Annotated in this window: 18 protein-coding genes; 5 read left to right on the top strand and 13 right to left on the bottom strand. The window is 48.7% G+C overall.

The genetic code is table 11. From position 1 onward, the window contains the following. Position 1 precedes the first annotated feature (1 nt). Together iolG and AC9UFE_RS01850 are read right to left on the bottom strand one after the other, a co-directional pair. Positions 2–1,006 carry an inositol 2-dehydrogenase gene (gene iolG / locus AC9UFE_RS01855; RefSeq protein ID WP_509545256.1) on the bottom strand — a complete coding sequence of 335 codons (1,005 nt, stop codon included), beginning with the start codon at positions 1,004–1,006 and terminating at the stop codon, positions 2–4. 126 nt (positions 1,007–1,132) lie between these two features. After that, positions 1,133–2,539, bottom strand: coding sequence for an aspartate aminotransferase family protein (locus tag AC9UFE_RS01850; protein WP_509545254.1), 1,407 nt, complete (start codon positions 2,537–2,539; stop codon positions 1,133–1,135). A gap of 161 nt (positions 2,540–2,700) precedes the next feature. Between AC9UFE_RS01850 and AC9UFE_RS01845 the strand changes: the two genes are divergently transcribed. From AC9UFE_RS01845 to AC9UFE_RS01830, 4 genes are all read left to right on the top strand, one after another. After that, positions 2,701–3,558, top strand: a complete 858-nt coding sequence (locus AC9UFE_RS01845) for a DMT family transporter (protein WP_509545252.1) — start codon at positions 2,701–2,703, stop codon at positions 3,556–3,558. Positions 3,559–3,636: 78 nt separating this feature from the next. Further along, positions 3,637–4,500 (top strand): DUF368 domain-containing protein, encoded by an 864-nt coding sequence (locus AC9UFE_RS01840; protein ID WP_509545250.1) that lies wholly within the window; start codon positions 3,637–3,639, stop codon positions 4,498–4,500. A 1-nt stretch (position 4,501) separates the two neighbouring features. After that, on the top strand, positions 4,502–5,425 hold the full coding sequence (locus AC9UFE_RS01835) for a DMT family transporter (protein WP_509545248.1): 924 nt from the start codon (positions 4,502–4,504) through the stop codon (positions 5,423–5,425). Further along, positions 5,418–6,344, top strand: a complete 927-nt coding sequence (locus AC9UFE_RS01830) for a DMT family transporter (RefSeq protein ID WP_509545246.1) — start codon at positions 5,418–5,420, stop codon at positions 6,342–6,344. Before AC9UFE_RS01835 ends, AC9UFE_RS01830 begins: the two co-directional genes overlap by 8 nt. On the opposite strand, the gene AC9UFE_RS01825 is transcribed toward AC9UFE_RS01830, so the two are convergent. From AC9UFE_RS01825 to AC9UFE_RS01780, 10 genes are all read right to left on the bottom strand, one after another. Then, complete coding sequence (locus AC9UFE_RS01825; RefSeq protein ID WP_509545244.1) at positions 6,303–7,970, bottom strand: GMC family oxidoreductase N-terminal domain-containing protein; 1,668 nt, start codon at positions 7,968–7,970, stop codon at positions 6,303–6,305. The two genes, AC9UFE_RS01830 and AC9UFE_RS01825, sit on opposite strands and share 42 nt — an antisense overlap. Further along, positions 7,954–8,889: a GNAT family N-acetyltransferase gene (locus AC9UFE_RS01820; protein ID WP_509545242.1), complete on the bottom strand. Its 936-nt coding sequence runs from the start codon at positions 8,887–8,889 to the stop codon at positions 7,954–7,956. The genes AC9UFE_RS01825 and AC9UFE_RS01820 overlap by 17 nt, the downstream gene beginning before the upstream one ends. Positions 8,890–8,898: 9 nt before the next feature. Beyond that, a complete protein-coding gene (locus tag AC9UFE_RS01815) occupies positions 8,899–10,185 on the bottom strand; it encodes a saccharopine dehydrogenase family protein (RefSeq protein ID WP_509545240.1) in 1,287 nt (428 codons plus the stop codon). An 83-nt stretch (positions 10,186–10,268) separates the two neighbouring features. Beyond that, a complete protein-coding gene (locus AC9UFE_RS01810; RefSeq protein WP_509545238.1) occupies positions 10,269–11,510 on the bottom strand; it encodes a Bcr/CflA family efflux MFS transporter in 1,242 nt (413 codons plus the stop codon). 144 nt (positions 11,511–11,654) lie between these two features. Continuing rightward, positions 11,655–12,041, bottom strand: a complete 387-nt coding sequence (gene rplL / locus AC9UFE_RS01805; protein WP_509523048.1) for a 50S ribosomal protein L7/L12 — start codon at positions 12,039–12,041, stop codon at positions 11,655–11,657. A gap of 24 nt (positions 12,042–12,065) precedes the next feature. Beyond that, positions 12,066–12,581, bottom strand: coding sequence for a 50S ribosomal protein L10 (rplJ, locus tag AC9UFE_RS01800; RefSeq protein WP_509545237.1), 516 nt, complete (start codon positions 12,579–12,581; stop codon positions 12,066–12,068). Between the two features lie 371 nt (positions 12,582–12,952). After that, positions 12,953–15,160 carry a DEAD/DEAH box helicase gene (locus AC9UFE_RS01795; RefSeq protein WP_509545236.1) on the bottom strand — a complete coding sequence of 736 codons (2,208 nt, stop codon included), beginning with the start codon at positions 15,158–15,160 and terminating at the stop codon, positions 12,953–12,955. 252 nt (positions 15,161–15,412) lie between these two features. Then, a complete protein-coding gene (locus AC9UFE_RS01790; protein WP_509545234.1) occupies positions 15,413–15,664 on the bottom strand; it encodes a glutaredoxin family protein in 252 nt (83 codons plus the stop codon). Between the two features lie 2 nt (positions 15,665–15,666). Continuing rightward, positions 15,667–16,311 carry an HAD-IA family hydrolase gene (locus AC9UFE_RS01785; protein WP_509545232.1) on the bottom strand — a complete coding sequence of 215 codons (645 nt, stop codon included), beginning with the start codon at positions 16,309–16,311 and terminating at the stop codon, positions 15,667–15,669. Further along, positions 16,308–17,450 (bottom strand): hypothetical protein, encoded by a 1,143-nt coding sequence (locus tag AC9UFE_RS01780; protein ID WP_509545230.1) that lies wholly within the window; start codon positions 17,448–17,450, stop codon positions 16,308–16,310. Before AC9UFE_RS01780 ends, AC9UFE_RS01785 begins: the two co-directional genes overlap by 4 nt. Positions 17,451–17,485: 35 nt before the next feature. Between AC9UFE_RS01780 and AC9UFE_RS01775 the strand changes: the two genes are divergently transcribed. Beyond that, positions 17,486–18,466, top strand: a complete 981-nt coding sequence (locus AC9UFE_RS01775; protein ID WP_509545228.1) for a carbohydrate kinase family protein — start codon at positions 17,486–17,488, stop codon at positions 18,464–18,466. Here the strand turns inward: AC9UFE_RS01775 and AC9UFE_RS01770 are convergent. Then, on the bottom strand, positions 18,456–18,689 hold the full coding sequence (locus AC9UFE_RS01770) for a DUF5522 domain-containing protein (RefSeq protein ID WP_509545226.1): 234 nt from the start codon (positions 18,687–18,689) through the stop codon (positions 18,456–18,458). The two genes, AC9UFE_RS01775 and AC9UFE_RS01770, sit on opposite strands and share 11 nt — an antisense overlap.

Raw genomic sequence — 18,689 nt, 5'->3', positions numbered from 1 at the left:
TTTAGAGCGAAACTGGGACAGTTTTGCCTGTCTGTGAAGACTCCAAGGCAGCGTTAGCCAGAACCAGTGCAGCTCGGCCATCTTCAAACTCAGGACTGTTGGAGGCCTCGCCACGCACCTTCTTCATGAATTCTGCTAGCTCCAGTAGGTAAGAGTCCATGTAGCGCTCAAGGAAGAAGTTCTGATACGGCTCTTTAACTTCAGCGCTTGACTCGTTATAGAGCCTCACGTTGGTGTTTGTAAGGTTTTCTACCCTCAGCATTCCCTTGTCGCCAAAGGCTTCCATTCTCTGGTCGAACCCATAGATGGCATGGCGGGAGTTGGTAATTAGCACCAATTCATCGTTGGCACCGCGCAAAGTAACGCTGGTGGCGTCATAATCGCCCAGTTCCTTGATTTCACTTGAGAACTGGTTGAAACCATTGGCTGTTACCGAAACGATGTTTGGTACAAAGAATCTACCCATGTCAAAATCGTGGATTGTCATGTCCCGGTAGATACCTCCAGAAACCGCCAAGTACTCCTTTGAGGCTGGGGCAGGGTCTCTAGAGATCAAAACCAGCTGTTCTAGCTTTCCAATTTCACCCGCTTGGACTCTCTGGTGAACCGAGTTGAAATGTGGATCGAAACGGCGGTTGAAGCCAAGCACGATTGGAATAGTTGCCTTGGCTGCCTTATCGCGCATGGCGTCAACTCTTTTGATGTCTAGATCAATTGGCTTCTCACACAGAATGGGGATGTTGGCATCGATTGCCGCGCTGATTAGATCCAAATGGGTTGGGGTTGGGGATGCAACGATTATGGCATCTACCTTGGATGAATCGAAGCAGTCCATCGCTTCAGCGGTTGCAACACCGCCGTATTGCTCGGCTGTTTTCTTGGCCCCTTCAACGAAAACATCAGCCACCATGGTCAACTCTGCACCCTCAGTTCTGGCAACACTGCTGGCGTGGACCTGACCTATTCGACCGGTACCAATCAAACCAAATCTCATTGGTGCATTCACTTGGGGCTCCTCATTTGTTGGTGTGAAACAGCTATGTAATAACAAATCATAGATGCTAAAGAAGGCCTAAAAGTAAAAACCCATGAGGACCAGTGACTGGTCCACATGGGTTCAAACCTAGTTTTGCTAGCCCCTGATTGCTTTGGCAAACTCTCTAAACGAACGAACTAGCTTGTTCATGTCGTTTTGGGTATGTGCAAAAGAAACCAGCCACTGCTCATCAAGACCCGGAGGGGTAATGATGCCGCGGTTTAGGCCCCATAGCCAGCTCAGCTCCGCAACCTCAAAGTCAGTTGCTTTGAAATCGCGGTAGTTGCGAACTGGGGTTGGTGACCAAATAACGGCACCTTTCACTCCGAATCCAACTGTGTGAGCTGGAAGAGCATACTCGTCGATTATTTTGTCAATTGCATCAAGGGTTGCGTTGTTGATTGACTCTGCTTTGTCTAGAGCTTCTAGAGTTGCAATGTTGTCAACTGCAATTGCTGCGGCAACAACAAGTGGGTTTCCGTTGTAGGTACCAAAGTGAGCCATGCGACCGTCAACGACTGTCTGCATGAATTCTTTCCTACCTCCAAAAGCAGCAAGTGGTAATCCACCACCAATGCTCTTGGCAAGAGTAATTAGATCTGGCTTCACTCCAACTCTGATTGCAGCTCCAGCAACACCTGCGGTTAGACCGGTCTTAACCTCGTCAAAGATAAGTGCGATTTTGTGTTTGTCACACAATTCTCTAACTGCTTTTAGATAACCCTCATCAGGCAAAATAATCGAAAGGTTTTCGATAATGGGTTCCATCATCAGAGCGGCAATTTCCTTGCCGTGTTTTTTCATGATGGCTTCTAGTCGAACGGTGTCGTTGTATGAAACAACATAGACCTCGCCACCTTCAATTTCTGATGGGTAATAAGGTTTTGGTGCGGTTATGGAACCAAGTTTCTCAACTGGTGCCTTCACCGATACCAGAAGTGGATCGTATCCACCGTGGTATCCACCTTCAATTTTGATGATTGCCCTTTTACCGGTTGCTGCTCTGGCAGCACGAATCGCATACATTGTCGATTCGGTACCTGAGTTGGTAAAGCGCAACATGTCTATGTCGAACCGCTTCTGGAACCTTTCAGCTGCCTCTGTTGCCAGAGGTCCAGGGGTAACAAATAGCGTTCCAACAGAGCGCATTGCTTTCTTAACTGCCTTCACAACGTCTTTGTTGAGGTGGCCAACCAACATCGCTCCAAAGCCCATAGATAGGTCAAGTAGCTTCCGACCGTCTACGTCTTTGAAGTAAGCGCCCTTGGCGGACACTATTGATATTGGGTGTGGATCCCAGTGCTGGAAACTCGAGGTTACGCCTAGCGGCAGAACCTTGCTCGCACGTTTGTTGTGTGTGCCTGAGTTTGTAGTTAGGGAACGAAATGTAGCCCACTCTTGGGCTAGTAACTTCTTCACCCTCGTCTTGCTAATCGGGGTGTATTTCTCTGGTACTCGGCGCCTTCCGGCAGGATCGTGTTTTAGGTTTAGAACTTTGGACACGTTCTATCACTCCTTCGTGTCCTTCCATTCTCTCCTAGGAATGAAATAAACACCAATCCTTGAAGACACTGGTGAGTAAGGGGTGTTTTTTGAAAAAACTTTTTGTTTTTGGACTTTCTTGTTTTTATTCCCCCTGTACTTTTGTCCCATAAACTTTAGGGATGAAAGCGGACCTTTTTACCCTTGGCGCAATTTTTTTATGGGCTTCATTAGCTTCTCTTGTGACTTTACTTTCTAACGTTCCGCCTTTTTTGTTAACCGGAATTGGTTTAATCATTGGCGCACTGGTTTCTTTACCCGCGCTTAGATCTGGATTAACCCCCTGGAAGATTCCAATCAAAACTTTGCTAATTGGTGTTTACGGATTATTTGGCTATCACTTTATGCTTTTTCTCGCACTCCAAACAGCTCCTGCGGTTGAAGCAAATCTTGTGAACTACCTTTGGCCGCTAATGATTGTCCTGCTAAGCCCGATATTTACTAAATCACTTTCTTTGAACTTCAGATATGTTCTTGCTGCTGTCTCCGGATTCGCGGGTGCAGTGATCGCTATAACTTACAACGGTTCAGGCTTGAGCTCTCTTTCAATTGAGGTCGGTTACCTCTTCGCTCTCGCGGCAGCAGTGATCTGGGCAACTTACTCTTTGGCTACCACCAAGGTTCCGCGATTTCCTACCGCAGCAATTGGGCTCTTCGCTCTGGTCTCGGGGGTTCTAGCAATCGGAGCCCACTTCCTCTTCGAGCCAGCTGCTTCGATAAGCCCAGCTGATTGGTTACTTCTTCTGGTTCTTGGAGTTGGCCCACTGGGAGGAGCTTTCTACCTCTGGGATGCAGCTCTCAAGTTAGGCGATCCGAGAAGAATTGGTTTGCTGGCATTTTTGACTCCGCTACTTTCAACCGCTCTGCTGGTGGTGGTGAGTGGAAACTCACTTAGCTGGCAATTGCTACTAGCAACTGGGTTGATTGTTGGCGGAGCACTGCTTGGACCGCGCTCACCTAGTGGGTCGAAGAACAAATAGGCCCTTATCTGGGAAACTATACGAGTGAGTAATCTTCCTGGAAATACTAAAAAACCAATCAGCATCTTAGAAACCCTCTTGAATTTCGTTCGCGGATCACTAATTGGAATCGCGGAGTTGATTCCTGGTATTTCTGGTGGAACCATTGCCTTGATTACCGGTGTTTACAAGCGCGTGATTGATTCTGCGGCTGAAGCAGTGCGCGGCATAGTTTTGCTCTTCGGATTCTCCAAAGCCAACTTTGCAAAATCTAGCACCCACTTCAAAGCCATTTCTTGGTCTCTACTGATTCCAATGCTTATTGGAATGGTGACCGCAATCTTTGTTGGGGCGGGAATTGTTGAGCCGCTTTTGGAGCAGTATCCAACAGTAACCAAGGCTGTATTTGCAGGACTGATTGCAGCATCGCTTTTTGTTCCAATAACGCTTTCCGGTATGGGTTGGAAGCTCAGTCATTATTTAGTGTTGGTGCTATCGGCATCGGCAGCATTCGCCTTTACTTCTATACCTAGGGCTGCGGATGCTGATCCAAGTTTCATTGTGATTGTGGTTTCTGCAGCGTTTGCAGTGTGCGCATTGGTACTGCCGGGCATTTCCGGATCTTATTTATTGCTTGCACTAGGCATGTATGCGCCAACTTTGGCGGCTGTGAATGATCGTGACTTTGGCTACCTTGGAACTTTTGTTTTAGGAGCAATTCTTGGGTTAGCTTCTTTTGTGTCTTTGCTGCAGTGGCTACTTGCCAACAAAATAAAGATGACGATGGTTGTTATGACCGGGTTGATGATCGGATCACTCAGGGCTCTCTGGCCTTGGCAAAGCGAAACTGGAGCGGTGTTGATGCCGGAGGCTAGCTTCGGGCTAGAGCTACTGATGTTCGGTGTTGGCTCGGCAATTGTCTTTGGTTTGGTAATTCTCGAGCGTCGAATGGGTCACAAATAGTTTGACGAATTTAGGTTCCAGCACAAAAAAGCCTTGGGTTGCGATGTATGCAATTGCTGGGTTGATCTGGGGCGCTTCCTTCTTGTTTATTGAACTAGCGCTCACCTTTTTAACTCCTATTGGGGTCGCTTTTGCCAGAACTTTCTTTGGTGCCCTTGCCATGCTGATTGCCATGTTTATCTTCAAATCCAAGCTGCCGACAAGCTTCGAGGCTTGGAAGCGTTTAACTATTGCCGGCATCTTGATGAGCTCAGTTCCGTTTGTGCTGTTTGCCTATGCTCAGACCCAGGTCACCAGTGCTTTAGCGGCAATCATCAATGCCGTGACGCCTATTACTACCGTGATTGTGATCTTAATTGCCTTTAGAACCGAGAAGCTAAAACCCCATGTAATAACTGGCATTGTCATTGGTTTACTGGGAGTGCTGGTTGTTTTGGGCGCTTGGCAAGGATTTGGCGAGAATAATCCGCTAGCTATTCTTGCGATGCTGGTTGCGGTCATTCTCTATGGAATCGGAACCCCGTATGTTCGAAAGTACGTGGCGCCCCTGAATCTAGCCACTGAAGTTTCGGTTTTCGGGCAGATTGGAACGGCTTCCCTGACTTTGCTGCCTCTTTATCTACTGTCCGGCCCTCTGATCACCGCTACACCAGACATGCAATCGGTATTCGCAATTGTGACGCTGGGGGCTCTTGGTAGCGGTGTTGCCTACCTTCTTTATTACAAGATTCTGGACGTGGTGGGAAGTGCTATCGCTTCGTCCGTTACATACATAACACCGGTTATTGCGGTAATTCTTGGAGTAATACTCTTAGGTGAAAAGCTGCACTGGTACGAACCCGTTGGTGGAGTGATCGTAATCTTAGGAGCTGCCATCTCTCAAGGAAGTGTGCTGACTCTGTTTAGGAAAAAGACAATTGCTTAGCGCAATCAGAGCTTCCAAGGTTGACCTTGTTCTCCTAGCTGTTGCGATCGTCTGGGGAGCAAGCTATCTATCTGCAAAAGCCATAACTCCATTTGCGACAGTTCCTGCGATGCTTTCGGTTCGCTTTGGAATAGCTACCCTCGCCATGATTGCGATCTGGCTAATCAGGCGCAATAAGTTTTCGAAAACAGACCTGATGCTTGGAACCCTATTTGGACTTACCCAGTCGGCGATTATGACTGTTGAAACCTATGGCCTGAAGATAACTTCAGCAACCAACGCTGGGCTCTTGATCAGCTTGACCATTATTTTTACCCCAATCATGGAGTCCGCTTGGAAAAAGCGTTGGCTACCAAGATCGTTCTTTTTGGCGGCTGTTGGAGCCATTGTTGGCGTGGGGCTACTGGTAACAGGCAATGGAATCCAAGAGCCAAACTGGGGTGACTTTTTGTTGTTTATCGCGGCAATAGTGCGCGCGATACACGTAACTGCCCAAGGGGTACTTACCAAAAACCGTGAGGCTAGTAGCTTCAACATGATTTTGATGCAGTGCCTAACGGCAACGGTTGTTTTCTTTGTGTTGGATATTCCAGGTGCCTTTGACGCTATTGCAACCTTTGGTCCTGCCCAGTGGGCAGGGACATTGTTTCTAGCCCTTTTCTGTTCTGTGTTTGCTTTCGTAGCTCAGCTCTGGGCAATTAGAAGAACTTCGGCCTCAAGATCTAGCTTGCTGCTAGCAACCGAGCCTATTTGGGCCGTTGTGATTGCGGTGCTATTTGGTGGTGAGACCCTTGCGATATTGGGAATAATTGGTGCCGCTGTAATTATCATCAGCACTTACATCGGCCAAGGAATTGAATCCAAGCACCGAGAGCAACTAGAGCACTCGGAGAGGAAGCCTGAGAGCTCCGCTAGCTGATTCTGGCACCGCAGGATTGTTTGGTTTCACTGAGTCAACGACTCTAAAGGCTTCGCCAAGGTTTGGTCTGGTGTCTTGTTCATACTTGTTTGGCCAGTGCGCCATCGCCCATTCCGCCAAAGCGGTAATTGAAAGTGATGGGTTCACACCGGGGTTTGCAGACAATGCAGAGCCATCGACGATGTGCAGACCGGGCTGACCAAAGACTCGAAGATAGCCATCCACCACACCAGCGCTAGCATCTTCTGCAATCACAGCACCGCCAAGGAAGTGCGCGGTAAGTGGAATACCGAATGGTTCTCCAATAACGGCACCTGGTGTGCCATTGACATCTTTAGCAATTTCTTTGGCAACGGTGTGACCCATGGGAACCCAGGCAGGATTTGGTTCACCGTGGCCTTGCTTGGAGGTAAGTCTTCTCTTCCAGTAAGTAGTCAGAGAGTTATCGCGAGATTGCATGACTAGCAAGATAAGAGTTCGCTCAGGCCAAGTGCGAAGGTTGTAAAAGTTTGGCAGCTTGGTCAGGTTCTTGAGCGTTACCCCAATCAACCTAAAGATGTTTGGCGCTTGGCCTTTAGGTCCACTGGCAACAACAGACTGTAGAAGCCCCATAAAGCCTGAGCCTCGCCCGTATCTAACTGGCTCGATGTGAGTATCGGCATCAGGGAAAACAGACGAGGTAATTGCCGAACCCTTGGAAAAATCAACCTCTTTACCCTTAGCTACAACACCAAGCAGTGACTCACTGTTGGTTCGAGAAAGCTCGCCAAGTCTTGGGCTTATTCCAGCGAGATTTCCTTTGGCACGAACCGAATGCAAAAGCTTGGCTGAGCCCAAAGCCCCTGCCGCAACTACAACTTCTGGAACAGTTATGGTGCGCTTTTTGGGAAACAATTTATCGCTTTGAATCAAGGTCAGGGTGTAACCGTTTGGTACCTGCTCGATGTTTACAACCTTGGTTAGCGGCATGATCTTGGTACCAAGTTTTTCTGCCAAGTAAAGATAGTTTTTGACAAGTGTGTTCTTGGCCCCGTGCCTGCAACCAGTCATGCACTCACCGCAGTTGATGCAACCGGTGCGCGATGGTCCCCTACCGCCAAAGTATGGGTCCTCGACAGTTTTGCCTTCTTCGCCAAAGTGAACCCCAACCGGTGTCATCTGAAAAGTAGAACCAAAACCTAGACGGTCGCTAACTTTTTTTAGAGCTTCGTCCGCCGGTGAAAAATACTTGTTTACCTCTACTCCGAGCATTCGCTCGGCCTGGTCGTAGTAAGGCTCAAGAAGCTTTTGCCAATCGGCCATGCCAGCCCAGCTACCGGTTGAGAAGAATCTGGCAGGTGGTCGATACAAAGTGTTTGCGTAAACCAAGGAACCGCCGCCAACACCGGCACCGCTCATTACAAGCACGTTTTTCAATAGGTCTATTCGCTGAATGCCCTTTAGGCCAAGTTTTGGAAAGAAAAGGAACTTCTTTAGATCAAAGGAGCTCTTGGCAAAATCGTTATCTTCAAATCTGGCACCAGATTCAATCACTAGAACTTTGTAGCCTTTTTCGCTTAGGCGCAATGCTGCAACAGATCCGCCGAAGCCAGATCCAATTACCGCAACATCAAAGTCCTCTGGCAAACTCCACCCAATTCTTATTCTCGTACTGCTCCCAAGAGCTATTTGGCTTAAAGCTCAACTTCTCGTAAAGCCTAAGGGCACCAGACTCGTTTCCGCTATCGACGTTAAGCTCAATGAATTCGCGACCCTGCTCAACACTGTGATTAATCCCGTGTTGTAGGAGAATCTGACCTAATCCCTTGCCTTGATATTTGTGTGCGACACCCAGTACGTCAACGTAGCCACCGTTTAGGTGATAATTTGCGTTTGCCAACTGAATAAAGCCCGCGGGTTCTCCCTCGAAATCAAGAATGAAGCAAGCCTCTGGGTCCATTGTGCTAGATGCCATGTTTTGTTCGATCCAGAGCTCCATCGGCCTCGGGGCAAATCCAAAGTGTTTACTAAACGAGTCCTGATGTAGCTTCCACGAGGTCTGCATATCTTCATCTCCGGAAACCAATCGAATTGAAACCCCAGGAGTAGAAATCGGCACGCTATCTCCAGTTGCCAACTCTCTTTTCATGTGCCAGTAGGTACGAATAACTTGCATGCCTAGAGACTCAAGAGACTCTCGCATCGCGATATCTTTTGTGTTGACACTAAACCAATGTTCGTATTCCGGAAACTCTGCGGCAGCTGCTTTAAGCGATTCAACTAGAGCTTGCCGAATAAGATTGGAGCCGGGTCTAGCATAAACATCCGTAAAGAGTCTTTTTCTGGTGGCGTCAGGGTTGACCGAATAGAAAGCGCTCGGCTCTTCGACATCGTCCGTATAAACAAATGCTGCTATCGCGGGGTCATAGACCCCTTCAATAACTTCCGTCGACTCCTCAACGCCTATAGGCGTGGAGGTTGGATCAATTTTGAGCTCATGCTGGTTGATAAGCTCCGCAAGCACTTCTGCATGGCGAGTTTCAGCCTTTACGATGCGATAGTTCATGTAAGTAGCTTATGGAAGGGCTAGTGGATTTGCAGGCAGTCTTTCTTGAGCAAACCACTTCTGGTGGTACCCGGTTGATGAAGACATCAAGTCCAAAAATGGTGTTGGTGGGAATTGCTCGGGTGCCATAACACCCTTGCCTGACCACTTACCCTCGGCAATTAGCTCAAGTGCAATAAGCGGGTTGAATGCTGTTTGCAACACCACACACTGAGCCTCATACTCGGCCATAGTTTCCGCGTTGTCGGCTACGTGGTAAATGTAAGTCGCGCGGTCTTTACCGTTCTTGTCTTTTCCGGTGATTAGGACTCCGGCACAAGCCTTACCACTCATCTGCGGTCCTAGAGATGCTGGGTCTGGCAAAACCGAAACCACGACATCTCTTGGTGAAACATCGACTGGCCCGGATGCTGAACGCACCCGAACTGGCTTGGTGGCATCAAGGCCTAGGTTATGCAGGGTCTTTAGAACCGAAATGAATTCGCTTCCAAGTCCGTACTTGAAAGTTACTTTCTTGACATCCATGGTTCTTGGAAGCATCGGAATTTCTTCGTGCTCAACGTTTACACACTCAACAGCTCCAATACCTTCTGGAAACTCAAAGATCTCGGGTTCGCTAAAGGGTTCGGTTGTGTACCAACCCTTGTCCTTTTCGTAAATGATTGGCGGGTTTAGACACTCTTCGATTACTGTCCAGATAGAAAACGATGGGGCAAATATCTCGACACCCTTGTCGTTTTTTACAACCAGGTTCGAACCGTCCTTGATGCTCACTTCATCAATCTCACTAAAGAGCTCATCTGCAGCGTACTTAGCGAAGATGTTTGACATACCTGGCTCAACACCCATTCCAACAAGCGCAAGCTGGCCGGCTTTTTCCCATTGTGAGTTCAGTGCAAATTGAGCATCACCTAGTTTGATTCCTGGCTTGTGATATGGATCGGTTTCGTGTGGCTCGGAAAGCGACATCGCCATGTCCATGTATCCAACACCAGCGGTAAACGCTGCTGAGAAAACAGTTGGTACGAACTTAGGCTCAACCGCGTTGAGTAAGAAAGTAATGTTGTGCTGCTTACAAAGCTCAACAACGTTGGATGCGTTAGAGGCATCGATCTTGGCTGGAATGAACTTGGCTGCGGCCTCGTCACCGTGGCGCTTTCTGATCCAGTCAATAACGTCTTCGGCTCTTTTGACATCAAAGTCGGCTACGACCATGACTTCAAAAAATGATCTTTCACTTGCAATTTTGGCTATTGCGGCGCCTACGCCGCCCGCGCCGACGAGTAAAATCCTCATCGTGATTTCCACATCCTTTATGGAAGTTGCCACCCCATCGAAGGGCCAATGCGGCAACTTGTATGTATTCCTAGGATACCCAACTAATCCTTGATAAGTGCTGGAACGGACTTAGGTCTAACAACTAGGAAGAATACGGCTATTGCAGCCAAGTGACTGAGCATGATTGCGAGCCCAAGACCATCAGTAGCAGTACTGCCTAGAATTGGGTATAAAGGTGCAGCAAAAGCCGCAGTTAGGGAGTTCATAACACCCAATACAGAAGCAGCGGTTCCAGCCTCAGAACCGTGACCCTGTAGGGCAATAGTCTGTATCGGGGTAATAGACATTCCAAACGAGATCATGTACACAGCCATCAATGGAATGACAGATTCGATACTCGGATTTTGATTAGCTATAGCGAAAAGCCCCAACCCGGCCGAAACTGCGAGAATTAAAGAAGCCAAGATTACCCAGGTGGCTCTAAACATTCGACCCAGCTTTGCCCCCACTTGAATTCCGAAGAACCAGCAAAAAGCGGTGATTGAAAAGGCAATTGAGAACTCAACTGGAGTAAGCCCAAGGCTGTCTTGATACAAGAACGGGATAATGTTCAGATAGCTAAAGAGCCCAATGGTTTGCGCCATTCCGATAAGTACCAGCCCTACAAGGATGCGATCTTTGAATACCGCTAAAAACCTTCGGACTACGCCATCGAATCCTTTTGCCCGTCTGTTGTCCTTGTGATGACTCTCAACTAAAGCCTTGGATGCTATCAACAAAACAGCTGCGCCAAGAATTGCCAGAGCTAGCGGCACAATTTTCCAGTCAGGTGCAACAAGTAGTAATTGAGCTGCAAGAAATGGGCTAACCATCGGAGCAATTCCAGAAACAAGCCAAACCCGAGACAGCATTTTCAACATGGCGTTACCCACAAACAAATCCCGGATGATTGCCTGGGTCACTACGGCAATAGCGGCACCAGCCAGACCTTGCAAAAACCTCAAAGCAATAAAGGCCTCAATCCCGGGTGCCAGATATAAACCGATTGACGCTGTTGTAAACAGTGCTAGCCCAAAAAGCACAGGGCGTCTTCGGCCCAGAGAGTCACTAAGTGGCCCCGCAACAAAAAAACCGATTGCCGATCCTAGGGTCACTGCAGACAGCGAGTACTGAACAAAAGCATCGGGTACATCAAAAAAAGCGGCAATCTTTGGATAAGCGGGCAAGAACATGTCCGTGACTAGCGTTTGGATCATGAATAAGGATCCAAGAACAAAAATGTAAACGACCCTTTGACGCTTCGTGATCTCGGATGTAATCGCTGAACTTGTTTTTGAACTCACTTAGGAAGCTTCTATTCTTTGGGGTCTAGGGCTCTTGGCCCACCTAGAAAAGCATAGCTGTCTCACCTCGTGCAATGAGAAGTGACTCGTCAAAAGAAAAACCCCCAAGCAAAATGCCTGGGGGATTTCTTTGAGTGAACCTAATTACTTAAGGGTTACTTTTCCACCAGCTGCTTCTAGAGCTGCCTTTGCCTTCTCGGCGGTTTCCTTGTTTGCACCCTCAAGGATTGTTGATGGAGCACCATCAACTAGAGCCTTTGCTTCACCTAGACCTAGGTTGGTAAGCGCGCGTACTTCCTTAATTACCTGGATCTTCTGGTCGCCTGCAGCGTCTAGAACTACGTCAAACGCGTCCTTCTCTTCTGCTGCTTCACCAGCTCCGCCACCAGCTGGAGCTGCTGCTGCAACTGCAACTGGAGCTGCGGCGGTAACTTCGAATACCTCTTCAAACTTCTTTACGAAGTCTGAAAGCTCGATTAGAGATAGCTCCTTGAAGCCATCGATTAGCTGTTCGGTTGTCAGCTTTGCCATTTGATTTTCTCCTTATTTTCTTTGTTAAGCGTTTGTCTCTTGCTTGGCACGCAGGGCGTCGATGGTGCGGACGGCCTGAGCCAGCGGAGCTTGGAACATGTAAGCAGCCTTGAACATTGAAGCCTTGAACATTCCAGCGGCCTTCGCCAATAGAACTTCACGGCTTTCTAGATCAGCAAGCTTCTTAACCTCGTCTGATGACAAAGTGACGCCATCCATGATGCCGCCCTTGACTACCAGTAGAGGATTTGCCTTGGCAAAGTCGCGCATTTGCTTGGCCACGTTGACTGGGTCTCCGTGAACAAAAGCCATTGCAGTAGGTCCTTCTAGCTGACCGTCAAAAGCGGTCACTCCAGCGTTCTTAGCTGCAATCTTGAGTAGCGTGTTCTTTGCCACGGCGTAGGTTGCGTCAGCACTAATGGAACGGCGAAGAGTCTTCATCGCTCCAACAGTGAGTCCGCGGTACTCGGTTAGCAATACGGCACTCGAGCTTTGGAATTTCTCCGTTAGCTCGGCGACGGTAGCTTCCTTGTTCGCCATGGCACTCCTTGATTATCTGTATTTGTCGGCAGCCCTAAGAAACAAAAAATGCTCCTCACGTAAGCGAGGAGCATAAGGAAATAGAGCAAAACTCTAGAATCTTTACTTCTACACCTACGTGGGCAAACACTTTGTGTTTCTTAGTCAAAACAAGCCAAACTCCAAGAAATCTTGGGATTTGTCCTGCCTCAAACCGACGGTCTTTGGCTTCCCTCAGTCTAGAGCTTTAGGGGGTTAGCTGTAAAGCTCGGGTTTTTGCCCTAACCTCAAAACAGGTGAAAACCTTTTCCAAGCCTAAAAAGTAAACCCCACCCCCTAGGGGGTGGGGTTTTTTAGCGCTGTCTCGATCGCTTTTACTCCTCGAACTATTGCTAGTTCGAATACTTCTTAGCCCTTGGGCGCTTCTCGCCTGATGGCTTGTCGGCCCAACGACCTTTACCAGAACCCTGGTAGTTGCCTTTTTTCTTTGGTCTGGAATCACGATCACGGTCTCTTCCACGGTGGTTTGAACCACCGCCTCGAGAGTCTCCGAAGTCCAGAATGTCTGGAGCTGCAGGAGGTGGTGCAATCGGACCAGCTAGTTCTTCCAGCAATTCAGAGCCTGGACGAACATCGGTGATCTTGGCATCACGTTCTGCGCGGTGCAATAGGTCTTCGACCTTGCGACGCTTTGAACGAGGGATCAAGGTGATAACAACACCTTCCTTACCGGCACGGCCGGTACGGCCAGATCGGTGCAGATAGGTCTTGTATTCCTCTGGTGGGTCAACCTGGATAACCAGTGCAACATCATCAACGTGGATACCTCTAGCTGCAACGTCGGTTGCAACAAGGACTCTTACGGCACCTTTGACGAATCTCTCGAGGTTACGAGATCTCTGGTTCTGGTTTAGATCTCCGTGCAGCCTTGCTGCTGGAACACCGTTATTGGTAAGTGACTCGCTTAGACGCTCTGCTGTCATCTTGGTACGGGTGAAGATAAGTGACTTACCTTCTCCTTGCACCAGGCGAAGAAGTACCTGGCTACGGTCATCTGGGTCAACAACTAGCACGCGGTGCTCGATAGTTGAGTTCTCCTGAGTTTCGTTAGGAACTTCGTATACGTAAGGGTTTGGCATGAATTCGCGAACAAGTGCATCCACTTCCCTATCCAGTGTTGCCGAGAACAATAGCTTCTGGCTTTCACCGGTAGCACGTAGGACTCGCTTTACGCCTTCGATGAAGCCAAGATCACACATGTGATCGGCTTCATCGATGACCATGGTCTCAACTTCGCTTAGGTCAATAATCCTTTGCGCCATTAGGTCCTCTAGGCGGCCTGGGGTTGCAACAACGATGTCAACACCGCGGCTTAGAGAAATCTCTTGACGACGCTGTGGAACACCACCGTAAACACAAGCTGTGTAGAAGCCAACCGAGCGAGCTAGAGCCGAAACAGTTCTGTCGATCTGATCTGCAAGCTCACGAGTTGGAGCCAAGATCAAAGCGCGGGGCTTGTTTGGCTTTCTTGGCTGAGATCCTGCTGCTACCAGTTTCGAAATAATAGGAACTGCGAAAGCGATTGTCTTTCCAGAACCAGTCTTACCGCGGCCTAGAACATCTCTTCCTTCAAGTGCTGCAGGAATGGTCGACTGCTGAATCGGGAATGGAGTTTCAGCTCCAAGGCCACGAAGAGCTGTAACTAGCTTTGGGTGCAGACCCATCTCTTCGAAACTTCCCTGAATGAGAATTTCTGAAGCGTCAGCAACAACTAGCTTCTCTAGAACCTTGTCCTCAAAGAATGCTTTGCGGTTTGGGTTCTTATCGCGAGCGCCAACAAAACTTGAATCGCGAGACTTGTCTCGTGAGACTCTGTCTTCGCGGTAAGGGTTGCGATCGCGGTCATACTCTCTTGAGTTTGAACGTGGCTCATAAGTTCTTCCAGAATCTCTTGACGAGTCCCTGGAAGAGCCACGGAACGAATCGCTGGTGAAATCCCTTGCTGGACGATCTGAGCGGAAGCCGCGATCATTGCGAGCTGGACGCTCAGATGAATCTGAACGGTACCCAGAACCTGATCTTGAACCAAAGCTACGATCAGATGATCCTGCAGGCTTACGAGGTCCTCTAGCTTCATACCCTCTAGATTCGGAAGGTCTTGAATCTCTAGAGTCTCTCGAGTCAGAGGCTCTTGGAGAAGATTTTCTTTCTGAGTAAGAAGGCTTGTCTGACCAATTCTTTTTGGCTGGACGGTCGGACTGACCCTGGCCGAAGCGTGGCTTATCGGACCACTCACGTCTTTGGGTTCCGTCGTTTGACCTTGGTGCGCGATCATCGAAAGATCTTGGTGCGCGAGTTGCGCGGTCTTCTGCTGTGTGACGGGGCTTACGAGCCGAGTCTGTCTTTGGAGCTCTTGGTTCCCAGTTGGATCCGCGGTCTGGTTTGCGGCCGCTCATTTCGCGAGCTTCAGTTGCACCCTTGCGGTGTGACTTCTTTGGTGCAGCAGATGATCCTTGGAACCCTGCGGATCCGGATCGTCGTGGTGCGCCTTTAGCTGCTCCGGTTTTTGGACGCGGAGCTGATTTGCCGAAATTAGGCATAGTTTTAATTGCTTCCTCTTTTGTAGGCACGCGCAGGCAAGAAAAAGCACAAATAATGTGATATTTCGTTGTTGCGTGTGTCTTTGCGGTCTAGTCGAACTGCGCTAGACCCTAAGCATTCCCGGCTAAAGACCGACAGCTATAAGAGGTAAAGACTGATGCACCCATAGTGCACTGCAAACGACTACTGCTGGGAAGTTCCCAACAAGATAAGCCTAGTTGGCAAGAAGCAATATAGCTAGGAAAAATATCCTAGGAAATAATGCCTCGAACCTTCAGTTCTGCGCTTAGTTCTGCGTCCGTTGGCTCAACTAGGTGCTTGCCATCTGCAAAAACGATAACTGGGATGTTAGTTCTTCCAGAAATAGCCTTGGCTTCCTCGGTGAATTCTGGGCTTGTTTCGACGTCTTTCTTGTCGAAATCAACACCTAGCGTGTTCAATAGTGACTCTGATCTGCGGCAATCGCCACACCACTGTGCTCCATAAAAAGTTACTTCTGCCATGTCTATCTCCTTAGAATCTTTTCGTCTGGTATTACTAACTGCTTTCCATCAAAGCTGATTCCCGCCAAATCCTCAACCACAATGTCTGCATCGGTAGCTAGCGCCTGAGCTGAAACCCCAATAACAAAGGCAGCTCCTGCTGCCAGCGCAGCTTTAACCCCAGCATCGGCGTCTTCAAAGACAATGCACTCGCCAGCGTCAAAGCCAAGTCTCTTGGCACCAAGTAGATATGGATCCGGTGCTGGCTTGCCATGAGCAACATCGTCGCCACTAACAAACTGCTCGGGTAGGGGTAACCCTGCTGCCTTGATACGGGCCCTGCCAAGGTTTGAATTAGCAGAGGTGCATATGGTCCAGATACCAGCTGGGAGCGAATGCAGTAGCTGAACCGCTCCAGGTAGTGCATGGGTTTGATCGGCGGTAGCTTGTTCTAGCTCGTTTATCCGGTTGTTGGCCGCCTCGAACTTAGCTTCGCCCACAAGCTTAAGAATCAGATCCTGAGCTCGAGTTCCGTAGTGGTTCGAAATAGAAAAATTCTGGAGACCAAATTCCTCAGCTAAAATTCCCCAAGCAACATTTACTGCTGCATGAGAATCTACAAGTACGCCATCGTTATCAAACAAAAGGGCGCTTGCTCTAAGAATCATTTGCGCTTTCTTGGAGCTGGTGCCTTGGCTGTGGGCTTGGCCTTGGGTGCAGCCTTCTTGCTAACAGCTGTCTTGGAAGCGGGCTTGCTTTCGGTTTTCTTGGTTGGAGAAACCAGAGCCATTTGATTGCGCTCGGTAATAAACAAGTAGATTCCAACTGCTGCAATCAAAAGCAGGACAAGTGCTGGCACCATTGATTCCAAGAACCATGTCCACTCAAACGGCGCTATATCCCAACCTGGATCGAACACAAACTCTTCACCCTCAGCTGGTGTTATATACTCTGGCCAAATTCGAAGAGACTCGATTGCGCCAGCACCAAAAGAAAAGGACATTATTGAAACTGTTGCACCAAAAACAATTGAAAGTACAAAGTTCAAATTCGCAGCTCCTGCTGCCAAGGTCTGTCTAACTCTTGGAGGCGCAGCGTTGGCTGATTTTGCCTTTGAGGAGAATCTGGTTCCAAGCAAAATACCCAGCGCGATGATTACCTGGATAACCACCCAGACCCAAACCTGCAGATCGGTTCTGGTGATGTCGTAGACAACCAGTCCAAATATGATTGCTACCGCAGTGAACAAAATTGGAATGGCGTAGCCAAGCCCAAGAGCTCTCTCAGATTCGGACATACCCTGCTTCTTGGCTTCCTTAACGGTTTGCTTTCGGTAAACAAAAGCGCGAAGCAGGATGTAAACAACGAGAATGGTTGCCAAGACAATTGGCACATAAACATCAAATAGGCGAACCAAAAGGTTCACGTTTTCCTGGCCAAAGCTAGTGAAAGCATTCAAGAAATTACCAATGGCGTAAATTGAGCCCCCGACCAGGGAGATCACGACGGTCAGGTTGGTGAATCTATGCGCAGCCCGAGGAAGCGGTGCGTCAAGTCCGCTAAGTTCTCTTGCGTGCAGAGACATCTGCTGACCGCGAAGAGCGAGCAGTCCAAACACCACGATTCCAACCAGGTATAGATAGGTGGAAATCTTGACTACCTGGGTTTCCCCAAGATACATTCCATCGCTGTCGTAAACCGGGAAGATAAAGAGGTTTGAGTAGATGGCGAACATAAACAACGTCCAGCCCACTACAAGGCCAATAAGAGGGGTAATGATTGCTTGTTTAGCTAATTTGATTTCCATATCTTAAGCCTACGCCTGACCCATAAAATTGAGGGATGATTGTGGTGATTGGCGAGGCTCTTATTGACCTAATTGAGAGCAAAGCGGACTCTGGCAGCTACCAGGCGGTAGTTGGAGGAGCAAATGCCAATGTCGCCATCGCTCTAGCAAGAGCTGGAACCCCTCAGCAACTTCTTGCAAGAATATCTTCAGATTCTTTTGGCCAGAAAATTAGAACTCGTCTAGAAACAAACGGCGTAGGTCTTGACTACGCAATTGATGCTCCCGAGGCCACCTCTTTGGCAATTGCATCAATTGGTGCAACCGGCGGTGCCAAATATTCCTTTTATGTTGAAGGAACTGCAGACTGGAATTTCACCAGAGAAGAATTACCAACCGCACAGACGCTTTCTCAAATTGGAGCAAAAGCGCTGCAGTTTGGTTGTCTAACCATGGCGCTAGGTCCAGGTAACAAAGTTATTGAAGCTTGGGCGGCTGAGTTTTTCAAGGAAGGTTCCCTCACTCTTTCACACGATATCAACGTTCGCCCAGCACTTGGATTTGAGGCAAGCGTTGAGCGCGAAAGAGTTGAACGCATCAACTCAATTTCGCATATTATTAAGGCCTCCGACGATGACATTAACTGGCTCTACGGCCTGGAGAGCGGATCTAGTGTCGACGAAATTGTCTCGAATTGGATTCAAAACAGCGATCAAATTGTGTTTGTAACCCGTGGGCCAGATGGGGTAAGTATCTATCGCAAAAACAATATCCGTATCGATGTTCCTTCTCGTGCGGTTCAAGTTCAAGACACCGTGGGCTCGGGAGATACCTTCTGCGCACACATGCTCACGGGCCTTCTTGCCCTGGATGCATTAGGTGAAGCTCCGGGTCAAAAGCTAGCTTCGGTAACCAATGAGCAGCTAGCTGAAATCACTAGGGTCGCAGCCATTGCCGCGAGCATCACCTGCGAAAGAGTTGGGGCAGAGCCTCCAACCAAGGCTGAACTTGCAGTAGTTATTTCAGCTAGCGCATAAAGGGGCAGTGCCTACACTCCATAGCGCAGCAGCGCTCAAAGTTGGAAAGTTCTTTAGCGGTAAACACAAAATTGCCTGTTACTGGGTCTTTATAGCCCGGTTGATCTAAAGCCATTGCCAATTCGTGACGACGCAGCATCTCTTCGCGCGCGGGGTGATCTTCAGCCAGCCTCTTAGGGTGAGGAAGACTTAGCGGTCTGCGGATTGGGGTTGGTCTAGGCAT

Origin of the sequence: Rhodoluna sp. (assembly GCF_044239955.1) — a bacterium.
Classification (GTDB): domain Bacteria; phylum Actinomycetota; class Actinomycetes; order Actinomycetales; family Microbacteriaceae; genus Rhodoluna.
The sequence above is the reverse complement of the archived record's forward strand: the minus strand, read 5'-3'. Positions and strand labels throughout refer to the sequence as shown.